The sequence below is a fragment of the Massilia sp. Root418 genome (genome assembly GCF_001425265.1).
GTDB lineage: Bacteria > Pseudomonadota > Gammaproteobacteria > Burkholderiales > Burkholderiaceae_D > Rugamonas.
On record NZ_LMEC01000001.1, the window covers coordinates 55,669 to 72,483 of the forward strand.

General features: G+C 68.7%; 13 protein-coding genes. 11 read left to right on the top strand and 2 right to left on the bottom strand.

The features are described from left to right. Window positions 1-48 precede the first annotated feature (48 nt). The 3 genes from ASC94_RS00210 (at window position 49) to ASC94_RS00220 (ending at window position 4,308) form a co-directional block, all read left to right on the top strand. On the top strand, window positions 49-1,107 hold the full coding sequence (locus ASC94_RS00210; protein WP_056389015.1) for a patatin-like phospholipase family protein: 1,059 nt from the start codon (window positions 49-51) through the stop codon (window positions 1,105-1,107). Next, window positions 1,104-1,847 carry an SDR family oxidoreductase gene (locus tag ASC94_RS00215; protein ID WP_056389019.1) on the top strand — a complete coding sequence of 248 codons (744 nt, stop codon included), beginning with the start codon at window positions 1,104-1,106 and terminating at the stop codon, window positions 1,845-1,847. The genes ASC94_RS00210 and ASC94_RS00215 overlap by 4 nt, the downstream gene beginning before the upstream one ends. Window positions 1,848-2,040: 193 nt before the next feature. Then, the gene (locus ASC94_RS00220; RefSeq protein ID WP_056389023.1) at window positions 2,041-4,308 is read left to right on the top strand and encodes an NHL repeat-containing protein; all 2,268 of its coding nucleotides are present in this window, start codon (window positions 2,041-2,043) and stop codon (window positions 4,306-4,308) included. A 14-nt stretch (window positions 4,309-4,322) separates the two neighbouring features. Here the strand turns inward: ASC94_RS00220 and ASC94_RS00225 are convergent, their stop codons facing one another. Then, on the bottom strand, window positions 4,323-5,108 hold the full coding sequence (locus ASC94_RS00225; protein WP_056389027.1) for a LytTR family DNA-binding domain-containing protein: 786 nt from the start codon (window positions 5,106-5,108) through the stop codon (window positions 4,323-4,325). Beyond that, complete coding sequence (locus ASC94_RS00230) at window positions 5,105-6,175, bottom strand: sensor histidine kinase (protein ID WP_056389030.1); 1,071 nt, start codon at window positions 6,173-6,175, stop codon at window positions 5,105-5,107. The genes ASC94_RS00225 and ASC94_RS00230 overlap by 4 nt, the downstream gene beginning before the upstream one ends. Window positions 6,176-6,330: 155 nt before the next feature. On the opposite strand from ASC94_RS00230, the gene ASC94_RS00235 reads away from it, so the two are divergent. From ASC94_RS00235 to ASC94_RS00270, 8 genes are all read left to right on the top strand, one after another. After that, window positions 6,331-7,224 carry a DUF2306 domain-containing protein gene (locus ASC94_RS00235; protein WP_056389033.1) on the top strand — a complete coding sequence of 298 codons (894 nt, stop codon included), beginning with the start codon at window positions 6,331-6,333 and terminating at the stop codon, window positions 7,222-7,224. 226 nt (window positions 7,225-7,450) lie between these two features. Then, complete coding sequence (locus tag ASC94_RS00240) at window positions 7,451-8,263, top strand: hypothetical protein (protein WP_056389036.1); 813 nt, start codon at window positions 7,451-7,453, stop codon at window positions 8,261-8,263. Window positions 8,264-8,344: 81 nt separating this feature from the next. After that, entirely contained in the window at window positions 8,345-9,535 is a 1,191-nt protein-coding gene (locus ASC94_RS00245) for an acyl-CoA dehydrogenase family protein (protein ID WP_056389039.1), read from the top strand. A gap of 11 nt (window positions 9,536-9,546) precedes the next feature. Beyond that, window positions 9,547-10,686, top strand: coding sequence for an acyl-CoA dehydrogenase family protein (locus ASC94_RS00250; RefSeq protein WP_056389042.1), 1,140 nt, complete (start codon window positions 9,547-9,549; stop codon window positions 10,684-10,686). Between the two features lie 18 nt (window positions 10,687-10,704). After that, window positions 10,705-11,169, top strand: coding sequence for a MaoC family dehydratase (locus ASC94_RS00255; protein WP_056389046.1), 465 nt, complete (start codon window positions 10,705-10,707; stop codon window positions 11,167-11,169). Continuing rightward, window positions 11,162-11,614, top strand: coding sequence for a MaoC family dehydratase (locus tag ASC94_RS00260; protein WP_056389050.1), 453 nt, complete (start codon window positions 11,162-11,164; stop codon window positions 11,612-11,614). The genes ASC94_RS00255 and ASC94_RS00260 overlap by 8 nt, the downstream gene beginning before the upstream one ends. Before the next feature lie 142 nt (window positions 11,615-11,756). Continuing rightward, window positions 11,757-15,194 carry a ligand-binding sensor domain-containing diguanylate cyclase gene (locus ASC94_RS00265; RefSeq protein WP_082615966.1) on the top strand — a complete coding sequence of 1,146 codons (3,438 nt, stop codon included), beginning with the start codon at window positions 11,757-11,759 and terminating at the stop codon, window positions 15,192-15,194. A gap of 128 nt (window positions 15,195-15,322) precedes the next feature. Then, the gene (locus ASC94_RS00270; RefSeq protein WP_200955519.1) at window positions 15,323-16,813 is read left to right on the top strand and encodes a polysaccharide lyase family 1 protein; all 1,491 of its coding nucleotides are present in this window, start codon (window positions 15,323-15,325) and stop codon (window positions 16,811-16,813) included. Window positions 16,814-16,815 lie beyond the last annotated feature (2 nt).

Below are 16,815 nucleotides of genomic sequence, written 5' to 3' on the forward strand. Positions count from 1 at the left end.
ATGTCACGCATGATGCAAGCTCAGCCAGACCAACGATACGAACGCTGCATGGTGCTGGCCGGCGGCGGCTTCCGCTTTGGCTACTATCTCGGCATGCACGCCGCCGCCGTCGACGCCGGCCAGGAGCCGGACCTGTTGCTGGCCACCTGCGGCGGGGCCGTGGCCGGCGCCATCATCCGCAACCTGCCGGACAGCGCCGCGCGCAAGGCCTGGGTGGCGTCGCCGCAGATGTACGAATTCTTCTGCGGCCTGCAATCCGGCCCGCGCGCCGCGCCGCTGCGCGCGCTCGCCAACGTGGCGCTGCGCCGCTTGCACCGCGGCAAGGTTGCGCGCCTGCCGGACCTGTTCCACGACTACCTGTTCGAAATCCCCGCCGTGCTGCCCTTGCCGCCGGCGGCCGGGCAGGGCGGCACCGCGCTGGCCATCATCGGCGGCAAGATGCTGTTCGGCGAGCACGAGGTGGGCCAGGTGCGCGGGGACCGCCAGCTGTACGGCGTGACGCTGTTCTGCGGCAGCCGCACCGCCGCGCTGGCCGAAGGGCTGCCGTCGGCCATCGGCAGCGACGGCTGGACCGACGCGGTGGCGCCCGCGCTGCTGGTCGATACCGCGATGCCGCTGGCCGACGCCGTGCGCATCTCGATTTCCGACATGTTTTACTTCCGCTGCCATTCCGTCGCCGGCGGCCATTACACCGGCGGCGTGGTGGACCTGTTCCCGGTTGAGCTGGCGCGTAGTCTGGCGCGTCGCGTCACCATGGAGATGAAGCCGCCATACGACCAGCTGATGGCCATTCCCGCCTTGCGCGCCGTGTTCGGCTTTGACGGCAACCGCCGCATGCAGCACGTGCACGGCCAGCCGGTGGACGTGTGGGTGGACACCAGCGACGTCGGCATTGCCCTGCGCGGCAACGGGATCCGCAAGCGGGTGGACTGGCTGCGCAACCGCGTGCAGCTGGTGGCGCCGCCCAGCTATCCGGACTATGTGGCGCAGGTGGAGGCGCAGTGGCAGTACGGCTACCAGCGCGCCAGCGAGGCGTACGCGCTGGCCGCCCAGGGCCGCCGCCCGGCCATGCGCCGCGCCACCCGCTACAACAGGGCGCTGGCATGAAGGTGATGATTATCGGCGGCACCAGCGGCATCGGGCTGGGCCTGGCGCGGCATTACTGGCAGCAGGGCGCGCGGGTGGCGGTCTGCGGCCGGCATCCCGCCAGGCTGGACGGCGAGGCGTTCGCGCGGGACAGCCGCGTCAGCGTGCACGCCTGCGATATCGCGGACCGCGCCGCGGTGGCGCGCGTGGTGGCGGAGGTGGCATCCGGGGCGGGCCTGGACCTGCTGATCGTCTCGGCAGGCCAGTACACCGACGCCGCCGCCATTGCGCGCGACCGCAGCAGCACCTTGCCGGTGCTGCGCGTGAACGTGGGCGGCCTGGACCACGCCTTCAGCGCCGCCGCCGACGCCATGATGGCGCACGGCCAAGGCCAGGGCCACCTGGTGGCCATCGCCTCCATCGCCGGCCTGCAGGACGACTACCCGAACGGCTCCCTGTACAGCGCCAGCAAGCGCGCCGCCATCGCCATCTGCGGCGCCTACCGCAAGGCGCTGGCGCCGTTCGGCATCGCCGTCACCGTGATCGTGCCCGGCTATGTGGACACGGCCCGCCTGCGCGAACTGAACGGCGGCGACGCCAGCCGCAAGCTCTTCCTCATGTCCGAGCAGGAAGCCGTGCAGCGCATTGCCGCCGCCATCGCCCGGCGCGACGAGCGCTGCGTGTTCCCCTGGCAGATGCACGCGCTGGCGACAGCGTTCAACCTGCTGCCGGCTTTCCTCAAGCGCGCGCGGAAAAAGTAAGCCGTGCCCGAGCGCATGGGCGGTGCAGCCGCGAGCCTTTCAGCATGGCAGCCTCGAGGCGCGTCGTACGAACGCTAACTATGGCATGGACACCATCTTTTCGGTTAAGCTCGCTCTTCAGACATCGATGGGTAGTGACGTGGCGGCGAAGCGGAATCATTTGGCCCTGGCGGGCATAGGTGTGGCGGCGGCAATGGCTGGCGCCGGCGTGTATTTTTACCTGCAGGCGGGGGCGCCGCAGCGTGCGCCCGCGCAGGCGCAGGGGCCCCAGCCGGACCGGGCTGCGGCGCACACGCCCGCCTTCTGGGCCGCGCGCGTGACTACCCTGGCCGGGGACGGCAAGGCCGGCGCGGGGGAAGGCAATATGCCGTTGACCGTGGCGCGCTTTTCGGACCCCTATGGCGTGGCGGTGGACGAGGCGGGCAACATCTACATCGCCGACGCCGGCGACAACAACCGCATCCGCAAGCTCACGCCGGGCGGCGCCACGTCCACGCTGGCGGGCGGCAAGGAGGGCTTCGCGGACGGCCCGGGCGCGCAAGCCATGTTCAATACGCCGTCCGGCATTGCCATCGACGCCAGAGGCAATCTGTACGTGGCCGACACCGGCAACAACGCGATCAGGAAAGTGGCGCCGGACGGCACCGTGAGCACGCTGGCCGGCAGCGGCGTGGCGGGCACGGCGGACGGCAAGGGCAGGGAAGCGCAGTTCAACGGCCCGGTGGGCGTGGCGGTGGACGCGGATGGCGTGGTCTACGTGGCAGACACGTACAACGACGCGATCCGCCGCATTGCGCCGGACGGCACGGTGACCACCATCGCCGGCAGCGGCGCGCCGGGCGACGCGGACGGGCCGGCGCTCAAGGCGGGTTTCGACACGCCGTGCGCAGTGGTGCTCGACGGCGACGGCGGCCTGCTGATCGCGGACACGCGCAACAATGCGATACGCAAGCTCAGCAAGCCGGGCGCGGACGGCGTGGTCAGCACCGTTATGCGCGCGCCGGACAATGACCGCCAGGCCCTGTTGCGCCGGCCGATGGCGCTGGCGCGCACGCACGACGGCCACCTCTACATCGCCAGCGGCGCGCAAGGCCGCATCCTGCAATTGACGGCGCAGGGTCAGGTGGGCGGGCTGACCGACGTCGCGCAGCGGGTGGAGCCGGAATACGGCAGCGACGGCAAACTGCAGCTGTACGCGCCGCGCGGCATGGCGCTGGCGCCGAACGGCAGCCTGGTCATCAGCGACGCCGCGACCTTCCGCATCCACCGCGTCAGCCCCGCCACGCCCGCCGATGCCCCGCCCGCGCAGGCCTCGGCCGCGCTGGCCGCGCTGCCGATCGCTGCCGCGCAGGCGGGCGGCGAGGCCGGCAATCCCGACAACCCCGGCAACCCCGGCAACGCCGGCAACCCCGGCGCCGCCGGCACGGGCAGCAGCAGCGTCGCCGCGCCGAACGCGTCTGCCACGACTCGCCGCGCGGCGCCCGTCGCCACCATGCTGTGGCCGGTCGGCCCGCAGGACGAGCCGCATGAAATCGTCGGCCTGATGGGCGAGGTGCGCGGCAACTTCGAAGGCGAGAGCCGCGACCACTTCCACGCCGGCCTCGACGTGCAAGCCGACGTCGGTAAACCCGTGCTGGCTGTGGCGCCCGTCAAGGTCAGCGACCCGCTGCCCAACTGGGGTTTCGGCAGCCTGAGCGAAGGCATCGCCCTCGGCAACATCTCCTACATCCACATGCGGGTGGGCCGCAACACCAGGAACGCCGCGCTCGACGAGCGCTTCCAGCTGCTGCGCAATGCCAAAGGCAAGCCCGAACGCGTGCGCGTGCGGCGCGGTGCCCGCTTCGCTGCAGGCGACACGCTGGGCACTATCAACGGCATGGCCCACGTCCACCTGGATTACTACGACCAGGGCAAGGCCCTCAACCCCCTCAGCCTGCCGTTCCGGGGCCAGCAGGACACGGTGCGCCCGCGCATCAACAGCATCACCCTGTTCGACAGCCGGGGCAAGGTCATCAAGGCGGCCAAGCGCAAGCCGCTGACCGTGCAGCGCAGCGCGGGTGCATTGAGCATCGTGGTCGACGCCTATGACCAGATGGACGGCAACGAGGCGCGCCGCCGCCTCGGCCTGTACACCCTGGGCTACCAGCTGCTGCGCGAGGACGGCACTCCCGTCCCAGGCTACGAGCAGCCGCGCATCACGCAGGTCTACGACGAACTGCCGCGCAACCGCGAAGCCGTGAAGTATGCCTACGCGCCCAATAGCGGCATCACGGTCTATGGCAGCAAGGCCACGCGCTTCGCCTACACGCTCACCAACCGCATGATCCACGGCCAGGTCACGCCCGCCATGTGGAACGTGGCCGACCTCGCCCCCGGCAATTACCGCCTGCGCGTGCTGGCCGCCGACTACGCCGGCAACCAGGCCGTCGAGGGACGCGACCTGCCGTTCACGCTGGAATAGGCGGGGGCCGGCGGCTACATCTGCCGGAAATGGTGCAGATAGCTGCGGCTCACCGGCAGCACCTCGGCATAGCCGCGCAGGTGCACGTCGGCGGTTTCGTTCATGCCGCGCACCACCTCGCGCACGTAGTGCAGGTTGACGATGGCCGAACGGTGGATCTGCACGAAGCGCTCCGGGTCCAGCTCGTCGGCCAGCTCGCGGATGCTTTTGCGTATCAGCGCCTGCCCGTCGTCCCACACCACCGTGGTGTATTTGCTGTCCGCGCGCAGGTAGGCCACTTGTTCCACCGGGATCAGGCGCATGCGGCTGCCGCTCGACGCCTTGATCCATTGCAGCCAGGCGCGCGCCGGCACCCGCTGGCGCAATTCGCTGGCCATGCGCTCCAGTACCGTGTCCAGCATGGCGTCCGGCGCCGCGCTCCCTGCGCCCACCCCGGCGCCCAGCCGCTCCTGCAGCCGCTGCACCGTGTCGGCCAGGCGCGCCGGGTCCACCGGCTTGACCAGGTAGTCGATCGCGCCTTGCTCGAAGGCTTGCACCGCGTACTGCTCGTACGCCGTGATGAAGACAATCTGCGCGCGCCGCGCCAGCGCGCGCGCCGCTTCAATGCCGTTCAGCCCCGGCATGTGCACGTCCAGGAAGGCAATGTCCGGCTGGTGCGCGTCGAACAGTTCGACCGCTTCGCGCCCGTTGCGCGCGTCCGCCACGACGTCCAGCCCGGGCCACAGCTTGCCCAGTTGCGCGCGCAGGTGCTCGCGCAGCAGCGGTTCGTCGTCGGCGATCAGGGCGGTAATGCGGTTCATGCGGGGCTCCTGGGAGGGAAGATCAATTCAACGTGCAGGCCGTGCGGCTCGTTTTCCAGCAGGTCCAGCCGGGCGGTGCTGCCGTAGAAGGCTTGCAGGCGCGTGCGCACATTGCCCAGCCCGGTGCCCGGCTGCGCCGACTCGGCCATGCCGACGCCGGTGTCGGCCACCCACAGGGTGACCAGCCCGCTGGCTGCGTCGGCTTTGCCGCCCACTTCGATGCTGCCGCCGTCGGTGCTGGGGTCGATGCCGTGCCGGACCGCGTTCTCCACCAGTGTCAGCAAGGCCATCGCGGGGAAGGGCAGGCCGTGCAGCTCGGGCGCCGCGTCCAGCTGGTACCGCAGCCGGTCCGGCATGCGCAGGTGCATCAGCTCCAGGTAGGCGCGCACCAGCTGCAGCTCGCTGCCCAGGGTGGCGTCCGCGTCGTGCAGGCGCGGCATGGCGGCGCGCAGGTAGGCGATCAGGTGGCGCAGCACAGGCGCGGCGTTGCCGGAACCGGATTCGACCAGTGCCTGGATATTGGCCAGCGTGTTGAACAGGAAGTGCGGCTCGATCTGCGCTTGCAGCAGGCGCAGGCGGGCGTCCAGCAGCTCGCGTTCCAGCGTGTTGCGCTCCCGCTCGGCTTGCAGCAGCGCGGCCCGTTCGCGCGCGCGGCGCTCCACGCGCAGGCCGATCATGGCCACGATGGAGCCCAGCACGAACATCACGATGGCCAGCATGGCGTAGCCGGACACTTCCCTGGACGAGCGCATGAAGACCAGCGAATTACCGCGCTGCGTGGCGACCAGCGTGGCAAGCGCCGCCAGCGGCGCCGTCAGGCCCACGGCCGCCAGCCGCAGCAGCGGCTGCGGCAGCCAGCGCACGCGCCACCGCGCGGAGGCCGCGTAGACCAGCAGCATGGCCATGCCGATGGAGACGATATGGCCCGCCACGGTGGTGTAGGGAGTCCTGGACATGGCATGCAGCAGCCAGGACAGCTGGCCGGTCAGGAATAGCACCACCAGGAACTGGCGCCAGCTTGGCAGGGCACTGCGGAGGGACAGCGGAAGTGACGGCGCTTTAATCATCTTGCAACAATAACCGTTCGCACGCCGCCGTTCAAGCCGGGGACCGTCATTCACGGCGCGAAAACCGCCGCCCGTCGCATCGCCCCGCCCGCAAGCTGCCGGACGCTCCGGCGCCGCTCTATCTTGTGCGCAGACCCATTCACCGGAGACCTCGCATGACCACCATCCAATCACATCCCGCCGCCGGGCACGCGCCGGCGCCGCACGCCGCCGGCAATCGCGGCAATCCTGGCAATCCTGGCAATCGCGGCTTAGGCGGCGCCAAGGCGGCCGGCGCCGTTCTGAACGCAGCGGCGACGCTGTGGTTCACCGTGGCCGTCATCGGCCAGCTGCTGTTCGCTTATTACGTGGCCGCGCTGTATGGCGGCGCCGTGGTGCGCGGCGACCCGGCGCGCTGGCATGCGGTGGCGCCGCACGCCCACGTGCCGGGCGATACGGCAGGCAACGCCGCCTTCGGCCTGCACATGCTGCTGGCGGTGGTCATTACGGTGGGCGGCGCCCTGCAGCTGGTGCCGCAAGTGCGCAGCCGCGCGCCCGCGTTCCACCGCTGGAACGGCCGCGTCTATGTGCTGCTCGCCGCCGTGGCCAGCCTGACCGGCCTGTACATGGTGTGGGCGCGCGGCACGGTGGGTGACTTGTCCCAGCACATCGGCGTGAGCCTGAACGGCGTGCTGATCCTGCTGTGCGCCGCGCTGGCCGTGCGCCACGCCCGCGCGCGCGACTTCGCCCGCCACCGCGCCTGGGCGCTGCGCCTGTTCCTGGCGGTGAGCGGCGTGTGGTTCTTCCGGGTAGGGCTGATGGGCTGGATCGTCGCCAACCAGGGGCCGGCCGGCTTCGACCCGAAGACCTTCACCGGCCCTTTCCTCACTTTCCTGTCCTTCGCCCAGTTCCTGCTGCCGCTGGCGGTGCTGCAGCTCTACCTGCTCGCGCGCGACGGCGGCGGGGCGGTTGCGCGCTACGCCGTAGCGGCCGGCCTCGCCGTGCTGACGGCCGCCATGGGCCTGGGCATCGTGGCGGCCGCCGCCATCATGTGGCTGCCGCGCCTGTGAAAAATGTCACAATCGGTGCCGCCCCCGGCTATGGTGAACGATCGCTCAATTGTTAAATATGCCGCCGGCTGTGACAATTGGTGAGTATTTAAAAATGGCCGTGACCTAATATGGTTCGCAGCAAAACAAGTCCCGGCGCAACAGCAGGGACACGGGTGACGGCCGCGTAGTGGTCGGCGTGGTGGGAACCTATCCAAAACCGCGGCCACTACGTGGAGGTAGAGTCATGTCCAAAATTCCGGAGAGACTGAGTGAGACACAAAAGGACTTCCTGCAAAAACTGAACAGCCTGGACTTCGGCCCCCTGGCCTACAAGCTGATGAACCCGGAGGACCGCCCCGGCCTGTCGCTGGAGCAGACGGCGAACGCCATTACCCGCTACAAGGGCTTCCTGTTCCTCTCGCACAGCAACCACGGCAAAGCCATTTCGCCGTCGCGCTATGTGGACTACGTGTGGCACAACCACATCCTGGATACCGAACTGTACCTGGCGCAGACGGCCACGCTGTTCGGCAAGCCGCTGCACCATTTCCCCTTCTTCGGCAAGCGCGGCGCCGCCGACGAGCGCGAACTGCTGGCGGCGGCCGAGTACACGCGCGGCCAGGCGCGCAGCTACTTCGGCTGGGACGACGACGACTGGTGCGGCACCGGCGGACCGAAAGGCCCGCGCCCGCCGAAAGGACTGGCCGAACTGGCCGGCATCCTGTTCCCGGCCGGCGTGAGCCCGGCCGCACTGGCGCGCGAAGCCGACACCTTCAGCCTCCAGGTGGGCAACTTCCGCCACACGGTGGAGCACATCGGCGGGCAGGGCAGCCAGATGTTCGCCATGCACGGCTCGCGCCTGGACTACCTGGAAAAGCTGCTCAAACTGCCGATCTGGGTTATCGTCTGCATGCCGGCCGAACTCAGCGTGATCGACGAGATCGTCTCGGTGCGCAAGGAGCGGCTGGTGGAAGTGTCCAAGGCCCTGGTCGAGCAGCGCCTGGCGCCGCAGGGCTTCCAGCGTGAAATGGTACAGCTGGAGGCCGTCGTGCATTAAAAGGTGTTGAAGCTGTCTCCTTGTGCGGTACAATAAATGAACGGTCGTGCTTTTTGCGATTGATCATAACAAGGAGACAGCATGGATTTGAACTACTCGTCCGAGGATCTGGCGTTCCGCGACCAGGTGCGCGCCTTCCTCGCAGCCAACCTGCCCGCCGACCTGCAGCAGAAGGTGCGCAAGCACCTGCGCCTGTCGCGCGAGGACATCGTGCGCTGGCACCGGATCGTCGCCAGGCAAGGCTGGGTTGCGCCGGCCTGGCCGGTCGAGTACGGCGGTCCCGGCTGGAACGCCACCCAGCGCCACATCTGGGAAGAAGAGTGCGCCATCGCCGGTACGCCGCCCGTGCTGCCTTTCGGCATCAACATGGTGGCCCCGGTCATCATGGCCTTCGGCAACGAAGAACAAAAAGCCTATTACCTGCCGCGCATCCTGAGCTGCGAAGACTGGTGGTGCCAGGGCTACTCCGAGCCCGGTTCCGGCTCCGACCTGGCCTCGCTGAAAACCACCGCCGAGCGCGTGGGCGACCATTACATCGTGAACGGCCAGAAAACCTGGACCACGCTGGGCCAGCACGCCGACATGATCTTCTGCCTGGTGCGCACCGACAGCACCGTGCGCAAGCAGGAGGGCATCTCCTTCCTGCTGATCGACATGAAGACGCCGGGCATCACGGTGCGCCCCATCATTATGCTGGACGAAGACCACGAAGTGAACGAAGTCTTCTTCGACAACGTGAAGGTGCCGGTGGCCAACCTGATCGGCAAGGAAAACAAGGGCTGGACCTACGCCAAGTACCTGCTGGGCCACGAGCGCACCGGCATCGCCGCCGTCGGCCGCTCCAAGCGCGAGCTGCAGTTCCTGAAGAAGGTGGCCCTGAAGCAGCTCAAGCGCGGCAAGCCGCTGCTGGACGATCCGCTGTTCGCCGCCAAGGTGGCCAACCTGGAGATCGAGCTGATGGCGCTGGAGACCACGGTGCTGCGCACCATCTGCCAGGAAGACCAGACACCCGGCCCGCAAGCGTCCATGCTGAAAGTGCGCGGTTCCGAGATCCAGCAGATCCTCACCGAGCTGATGATCGAAGCGCTGGGCCCGGACGCGCTGCCGTTCGACACCAGCTACCTGGAAGGCAAGTCCGAGCACGCCGTGACCGGCGACGACGACAACGCGCCGCTGGCCGGCTACTACTTCAACTTCCGCAAGACGTCGATCTACGGCGGGTCGAACGAGATACAGAAAAACATCATCACCCAGATGATCCTGGGCCTGTGAGGGGAGACAGCATGGACTTTACTTTCAAAGAAGAACAGCAGCAATTCGCCGACGCCCTGCGCCGCTGGGTGGACAAGGACTATGGCTTCGAAACGCGCAAGCGCATCATCCATTCGCCGTCCGGCGTGTCGGACCAGGCGTGGACCACGCTCGCCGAACTGGGCATGCTGGCGCTGCCGGTCCCGGAAGAACAGGGCGGCTTCAACGGCAGCGCGGTGGACATGCTGGTGGTGATGCAGGAACTGGGCCGCGGCCTGGTGGTGGAACCCTACCTGGCCACCGTGATGGGCGCGCAATTCCTCAAGCTGGCCGGCGGCCACGAAAGCCTGCTGGAGCAGGTGGCGGGCGGCGAACTCAAGCTGGCCTGCGCGCTGGGCGAGCAGCAGTCGCGCCACGACCTGAGCGACGTGGCCGTCACCGCGCGCGAGCGTGGGGAGGGCTACGTGCTGGACGGCACCAAGACCGTCGTCATCCACGGCGGCCAGGCTGGCGCTTTCATCGTCTCGGCCCGCAGCGGCGGCGAGCAGCGCGACAAGGGCGGCATTTCCCTGTTCGTGGTGCCGGCCGATACCGGGGGCGTGACAGTCACCGACTACCGCACCATCGACGGCCAGCGCGCCGCTACCGTGCAGTTCAGCGGCGCCGAAGTGCCCGCGTCCGCGCTGCTGGGCGGCGTGGGCGCAGGCTGGGACATCCTCGACGCCGCCGCCGACTACGGCGCCACCTTGCTGTGCGCGGAAGCCGTGGGCGCCATGGACGCCATTTTCGGCGCCACCCTGGAATACCTGAAAACGCGCCAGCAGTTCGGCGCGCCGATCGGCAAGTTCCAGGCCCTGCAGCACCGCATGGCTGACATGTTCATCCACCTGGAGCAGGCGCGTTCCATGGCCATGCTGGCGGCGGTAAAAGTGGCCTCCAGCGACGTGGAAGAACGGCGCCGCGTGGTGTCCGCCGCCAAGGTGCGCGTGGGCCACGCCTGCAAATTCGTCGGCCAGCAGGCGGTGCAGCTGCACGGCGGCATGGGCGTGACGGACGAACTGCCGGCCGCCCACCACTTCAAGCGCCTGACCATGATAGACCTGACCCTGGGCGACGCCGACCACCACCTGGAACGCTTCATCGCCCAGCCCGGATTCAAACACGCCGCGTAAGCGACAAGGAGAGGCTGCATGAAGAAATGGTATTTCGAGGACTTTTTTGAAGGCCAGGAGATTACGCTGGGCAGCCGGCACGTGACGGAGGAGGAGATCGTCGCCTTCGCCACGCAGTTCGATCCGCAGCCTTTCCACGTCGACCGCGAAGCGGGGGAACGCTCCATCTTCGGCAAGCTGGCCGCCAGCGGCTGGCACACCTGCGGCATGATGATGCGGCTGGTGGTGGACGGTATCCTGAACGATTCGTCCAGCATGGGCTCGCCCGGCCTGGACGGCATCCGCTGGCTCAAGCCCGTGCACGGCGGCGACACGCTGAGCGTGAGCTATGTGACCAAGGAAGTGCGGCCGTCGAATTCCAAGCCGGACCGGGGCGTGGTGGTGTCCGTCTGGAAGGCCACCAACCAGCATGGCGAGCTGGTTTGCACCGTGGAAGGCATGGGCATGTTCGGCCGCCGGCCGGCGGGAGCTGCCCATGCGTGACATCGCCACGCTGGAGGAAATGAAGACGCTGGTGGGCCAGGAAGTGGCGGTGTCGGACTGGATCGAGATCACGCAGGAGCGTGTGAACCAGTTCGCCGTGGCCACCAACGACCATCAGTGGATCCACGTGGACGTGGAGCGCGCCAGGCGTGAATCGCCGTTCGGCGGCACCATCGCGCACGGCTTCCTGACGCTGTCGCTGGTGCCGGCCATGCTGGAGAGCGCGCTGCGCATGGTGGACATGAAGATGGGGCTGAACTACGGTCTCAACAAAGTGCGCTTCCCCGGCCCGGTACCGGTCGGCAGCCGCCTGCGCGCGCGCATGACCATCCAGTCCGTCGAGGACATCGAAGGCGGCGCGCAAGTGGAGTGGGGCGTGGTGATCGAACGCGAAGGCCAGGCCAAGCCGGTGTGCGTGGCGGAGTTCGTGATGCGGCGGTATTAGGCCAGCCAGCTGCAGCCTGGCCATCCTGGCCATCCTCGCCAGGCCGGGCAGCACGGGCGCGCCGGCCTGCCCGGCCGGTTGGCTGCCGGGGCGGCGGGCGCCTATGCGATAATCATGCTTCAGATCAATATCGAATCGCCTCATGCCTCTGCTCTTGCGGCCCAGCCTGCTCGTCGGCTTCTGCCTGGCCTTTGCCCTTTCTCCAGCTGCCGCGCAGAGCCGCCCCGGCCTCGTTTCTTTCCAGCGCATCGCCATGCCGGACGACGTTCCGGCGCACCTGACCACGGCCATGGTGCAGGACCAGCGCGGCCTGCTCTGGCTGGGCACGCAGGACGGCCTGGTGCGCTACGACGGCTATGGCTTCAAGGTCTACCGCGCCAGGCCGGGCGATCCGAACGCGCTCGGCGGCAGCTATGTGCGCAGCCTGATGGTGGCGCGGGACGGCCGCTTGTGGGTGGGCACCATCAGTGGCGGCCTGGCCGTGTTCGATCCCCGCACTGAGCGCTTCACGCAATACCGGCACGACGCCGCCAGGCCGGACAGCCTTGGGCATGACAGGGTGGAGGGCATCGCCGAGGACCCGTCAGGCAAGCTCTGGCTGGCCACGGACGGCGGCCTGGACCGGTTCGATCCGGCCAGCGGCAAGTTCCAGCATTTCCGCAGTGTCCCGGGCGACGCTGGCAGCCTGGCCGGCAACCAGTTGCGCGCCGTCCTGTTCGACCGCGAAGGGCGCTTGTGGGCAGGCTCGCGCAGCGGCTTGCAGCGCTGGCTGGGTGATGGCCGTTTCGAGGCGGTCACTGCTGCCGGCGCGGATGGCGCCACGCTGGCTGGCGTACCGATCACCAAGCTGATGCAAGATAAGCGCGGCCGCATCTGGATCGGCACCGCGCGTGAGGGGGCTGCGGTCTACGATCCCGCAAAAGGCAGCTTGGCGCGCCTGGGCCCGCCGCTGACGACGCCGAAGACGCCGACGACGCCGACGACGCCGACGACGCCGACGACGCCGGCAGCGCCAGCCGCCATCGCCACCGGCAGCCTGAGCCACTTCTGGGTCTACAGCCTGACCGAGACGGCGAACGGCGAAATCTGGCTGGGCACCTTCGGCGGCGGCATCGACGTAGTGGACCCGGACACGCTGAAAGTGGTGGACCGCTTGCGCCACGACGCGCTGCCCAGCACGGTGGGCAACGACCGCATCGGCGCCTTGCTGTCGGACCGCTCCGGCCTGGTGTGGGCGGGCACCTGGGGCGGCGGCCTGGCGCGCCACGATCCGGCCGCGCGCGCCTTTCTCAAGCTGCGCCACAGCCCGCGCGAGCCGAACGGTCCCAGCCATCCCGCCATCGTGCGCGCGATGGAAACCGCCGACGGCAATCTGTGGCTGGGCACCAACGGCAACGGTATCGACGTGCTGGGCCCGGACGGCGTGCTGCGCACCGGCTACCGGCCCAACCCGGCGGCGCCCGGCGCGCTGGCGGACGGTTCCGTCAGCTGCCTGGCGCAGGGCCCGGACGGCACGGTCTGGGTGGGCACGCTGGACGGCACCTTGCACAGGCTGCGTCCCGGCGAGCGCACCTTCCAACGCTACGATGCCAAGGCCGGCCTGCCGGGCGGCCCCATCCGGGCGATGGTGTTCGCACCGGACGGTGCCCTGTGGACAGGCGCGCTGAACGGCCTGGCGCGTATCGACGCGGCCAGCGGCCGCGTCACCGCCGCTTACATGCACAAGCCGGAGGATCCGTCCACGCTGGCGGGCCGGGAAGTGGAGTCGCTGGCATTCACGCCGGACGGCACCCTGTGGGCCGGCAGCGACAACGGCCTCACCGCCTTCAACACCAGCACCGGCAAGGGCGTGCGCATCCGCCGCGAGGCCGGCCGCGCCGACAGTCTGCCGGACAACTGGGTGCCGGACCTGATGACCGCGCGCGACGGCAAGCTGTGGCTGGCCACGCAGTCCGGCGCGGCCGTGCTGCAGTCCTGGGACGGCAAGAGCGCCCGCTTCGACCTGCTGGGCCCGCGCCTGCACCTGCCGTCCGGCCCGGCCGAGTCGCTGATCGAGGATGCGCAAGGCCAGGTCTGGCTGAACGGCAAGGTGCGCATCGACCCGGTGCGCTGGACGCACCGCTCCTACGGCCCGGCCGACGGCAACGAGTTCCGTACGTTGTACATCGCCAGCCGCAGCCGCATGCGCGACGGCGGCCTGCTGTTCGGCTCGCCCGAAGGCTTGCTGGTGCTGCGGCCCGCGCAGCTGCGCGACTGGACCTACCAGCCGCCGCTGGTGGCTAGCGCGGTGCGCGTGGACGGCGTGGAGCAGCCGGGCGCGGGCGTGCTCGGCAAGCTGGTGCTGCAGCCGCAACAGCGCGACCTGCGGCTCGAATTCGCGGCGCTGGACTACAGCGCGCCGCAGAAGCTGCAATACCGCTACCGGCTGGAAGGCTATGACACGGGCTGGACCGCGCTGGACGCAAGCCAGCGCATGGCGGCCTACACCCATCTGCCGCCGGGCGGCTACCGGCTGCGCATCCAGGGCAGCAACCGCGCCGGCGCCTGGAGTCCTGACGAGCTGAACATGGCGGTGACCGTGGTGCCCGCGTTCTACCAGACCTGGTGGTTCCGCGCGCTGGTGTGGCTGCTGGGCGCGGCAGCCGTGGCGGGGCTGTTCCGGCTGCGGCTGCGGCATTTGCGCCGCCGCAGCGCGCACCTGGAGCGTACCGTGGCCGAGCGCACGGCGGACCTGCAGGCGGCGTACCGCCGCATCGAGGAAGCCAGCCTGACCGATCCGCTGACCGGGCTGCGCAACCGGCGCTTCCTGGAGCAGGCCATCGGGGCCGACCTCACGCTGGCGGCACGCCGCCATAGCGAAACCCCGGTGCCGCCCGATGCCGACCTGGTGCTGCTGATGCTGGACCTGGACCATTTCAAGCAGGTCAACGATGTGCATGGCCACGCGGCGGGCGACGCCGTGCTGGTGCAGGCGGCGGACGTGCTGAAGCATTGCATGCGTGCGTCGGACTACGTGGTGCGCTGGGGCGGCGAGGAATTCCTGCTGGTGGCGCGCTTTGTCAGCCGCGAGCAGGGGCCGCTGCTGGCGGAAAAGATCCGCGCCGCCATTGCCGCGCATGCGTTCACGCTGCCGGACGGGCAGGTGCTGCGCAAGACGGTGTCGATCGGTTTCGCGCCGTTTCCTTTTGCTCCGGGCTCGGCGGGCATGGCGGGCGGGCAGGGGGCGGCGCCCGGCGACCTGGACGCCGCCCTGGACACCCTGCAGCGCATGGCGGACGCCGCCCTGTACGCGGCCAAGCGCAGCTGGCGCAATGGGTGGGTCGGCGTGGCGCCGCGCGCCCTGCAACCGCCCGCAGGTGCCCATGGCGTCTATGGCGTCTATGGCGCCCATGGCGCGGGCAGCGCCGATATCCCCGATATCCACGATATCCCCGATAGCGCCGATAGCGCCGATAGCGCCGCTGCGCTGGTCGCTGCGCGCGTGGCGCGCTTCCTGTCGGACGCCGAATCCGCCGTGGCGGAAGGCGGCATCGATGTCCTTGCCGACGAGGCCAAGCGGGACACGCTGCGCTGGCACTAACGTTTTGCAAGTGTTGCATGCTCGCACGGAAATGTTGCAATCGCGCGCACATTGCCATAGAACCAGTCGTATGATGTCTGTTGACCGGAGGCACTCATGCCCCGGCGTTCACAACAGGGAGACGAATCTTGGCATCGAAACAGATTGTTTTGGCAGGCATGGTGGCGTTGTTGTCCACGAGCGGCGCAGTCCAGGCGGCCGACTGGCCGTCCGGCTATTCCAAGTGCGCGGATGAGGGCGGCACCTGCAAGGCGGGCAGCAGCGCCCGCGCGGTATCGTTCGGCATCAAGGACAAATTCGTGGTGAAGACGCTGTCCGGCGACATCCCGTGCACGGTGGCCACCTTTGGCTCCGATCCTTATCCCGGATTGGCCAAGAAGTGCGCAGTGGGCCCCATCGGCGGCACCACGCCGACGCCCGACCCGACGCCAACGCCGACGCCAACGCCGACCCCGACCCCGACCCCGACCCCGACCCCGACCCCGACCCCGACCCCGACCCCGACTCCGACCCCGGGCGCGGACGCCAGCACCGAAGCGGCGCCAGCCACCGGCTGGGCCGGACGCAACGGCGGCACCACGGGCGGCGCAGCAGCGCCCGCCACTGCAATCTACAAGGTGAACACGCCCTCGCAGCTGCTGGCCGCGCTCAAGGCGCAGGGCAGCAACGCCAAGATCATCAAGCTGTATGGCACCATCGACATGGCCTCGGCCGACAACGGCGGCCCTTTCACCAGCACCAGCGACCAGTCACTGCGCAGCAAGATCCGGGTCGGCAGCAACAGTACGCTGATCGGCATGGGCAGCGACACGCGGCTGGTAAACGGTTCCATTTCGATCAGCGACGCGCAGAACGTTATCGTGCGCAACCTGAACATCGTCAACCCGTGCGACGTGAACCCGGTGTGGGACCCGAACGACGGCAGCAGCGGCAACTGGAACTCGGAATTCGACAGCGTGGTGATCAGCAATTCCAAAAACGTGTGGGTGGACCACAATGTGTTCACCGACGCGCCGCTGACGGATGACAAGCTGCCCATCAGTAACGGCAAGATCAAGCAGTGCCACGACGGCGCGCTGGACGTGAAGAACGGTTCCGATTACGTGACGGTGTCCAACAACCGCTTCGAGCTGCACCAGAAGAACAACCTGGTCGGATCCTCGGACAGCACCACCAGCGACGATGGCCACCTGACCGTCACCTTCAACAACAACCACTTCCTGCACGTGGCGGAACGGGCGCCGCGCGTGCGCTTCGGCAAGGTGCACATCTACAACAACTACTTCGAGGGCAGCCGTTCGCACGCCATCTACCCCCACCACTACAGCATCGGCGTGGCCTACCTGGCCAAGATCATCTCGCAGAACAATGCGTTCGACATCGCCGGCGCCAGCTCCTGCACCAACATCCTGACCAACCCCGGAACGTCGGGCAAGACCGGGGCCATCACGGATAGCGGCTCGCTGCTGAACGGCGCGGCGCTGGACGTGGCCAATAAGTGCAGCTTCAGCGCCTCGGTGGGCTGGACCCTGCCGTACACGCCGCAACTGTTGTCCACCTCGGCGGTGAAGCAGTCCGTGCTGAGCAACGCGGGCACCGGCAAGCTGACGGTGAATTGAAG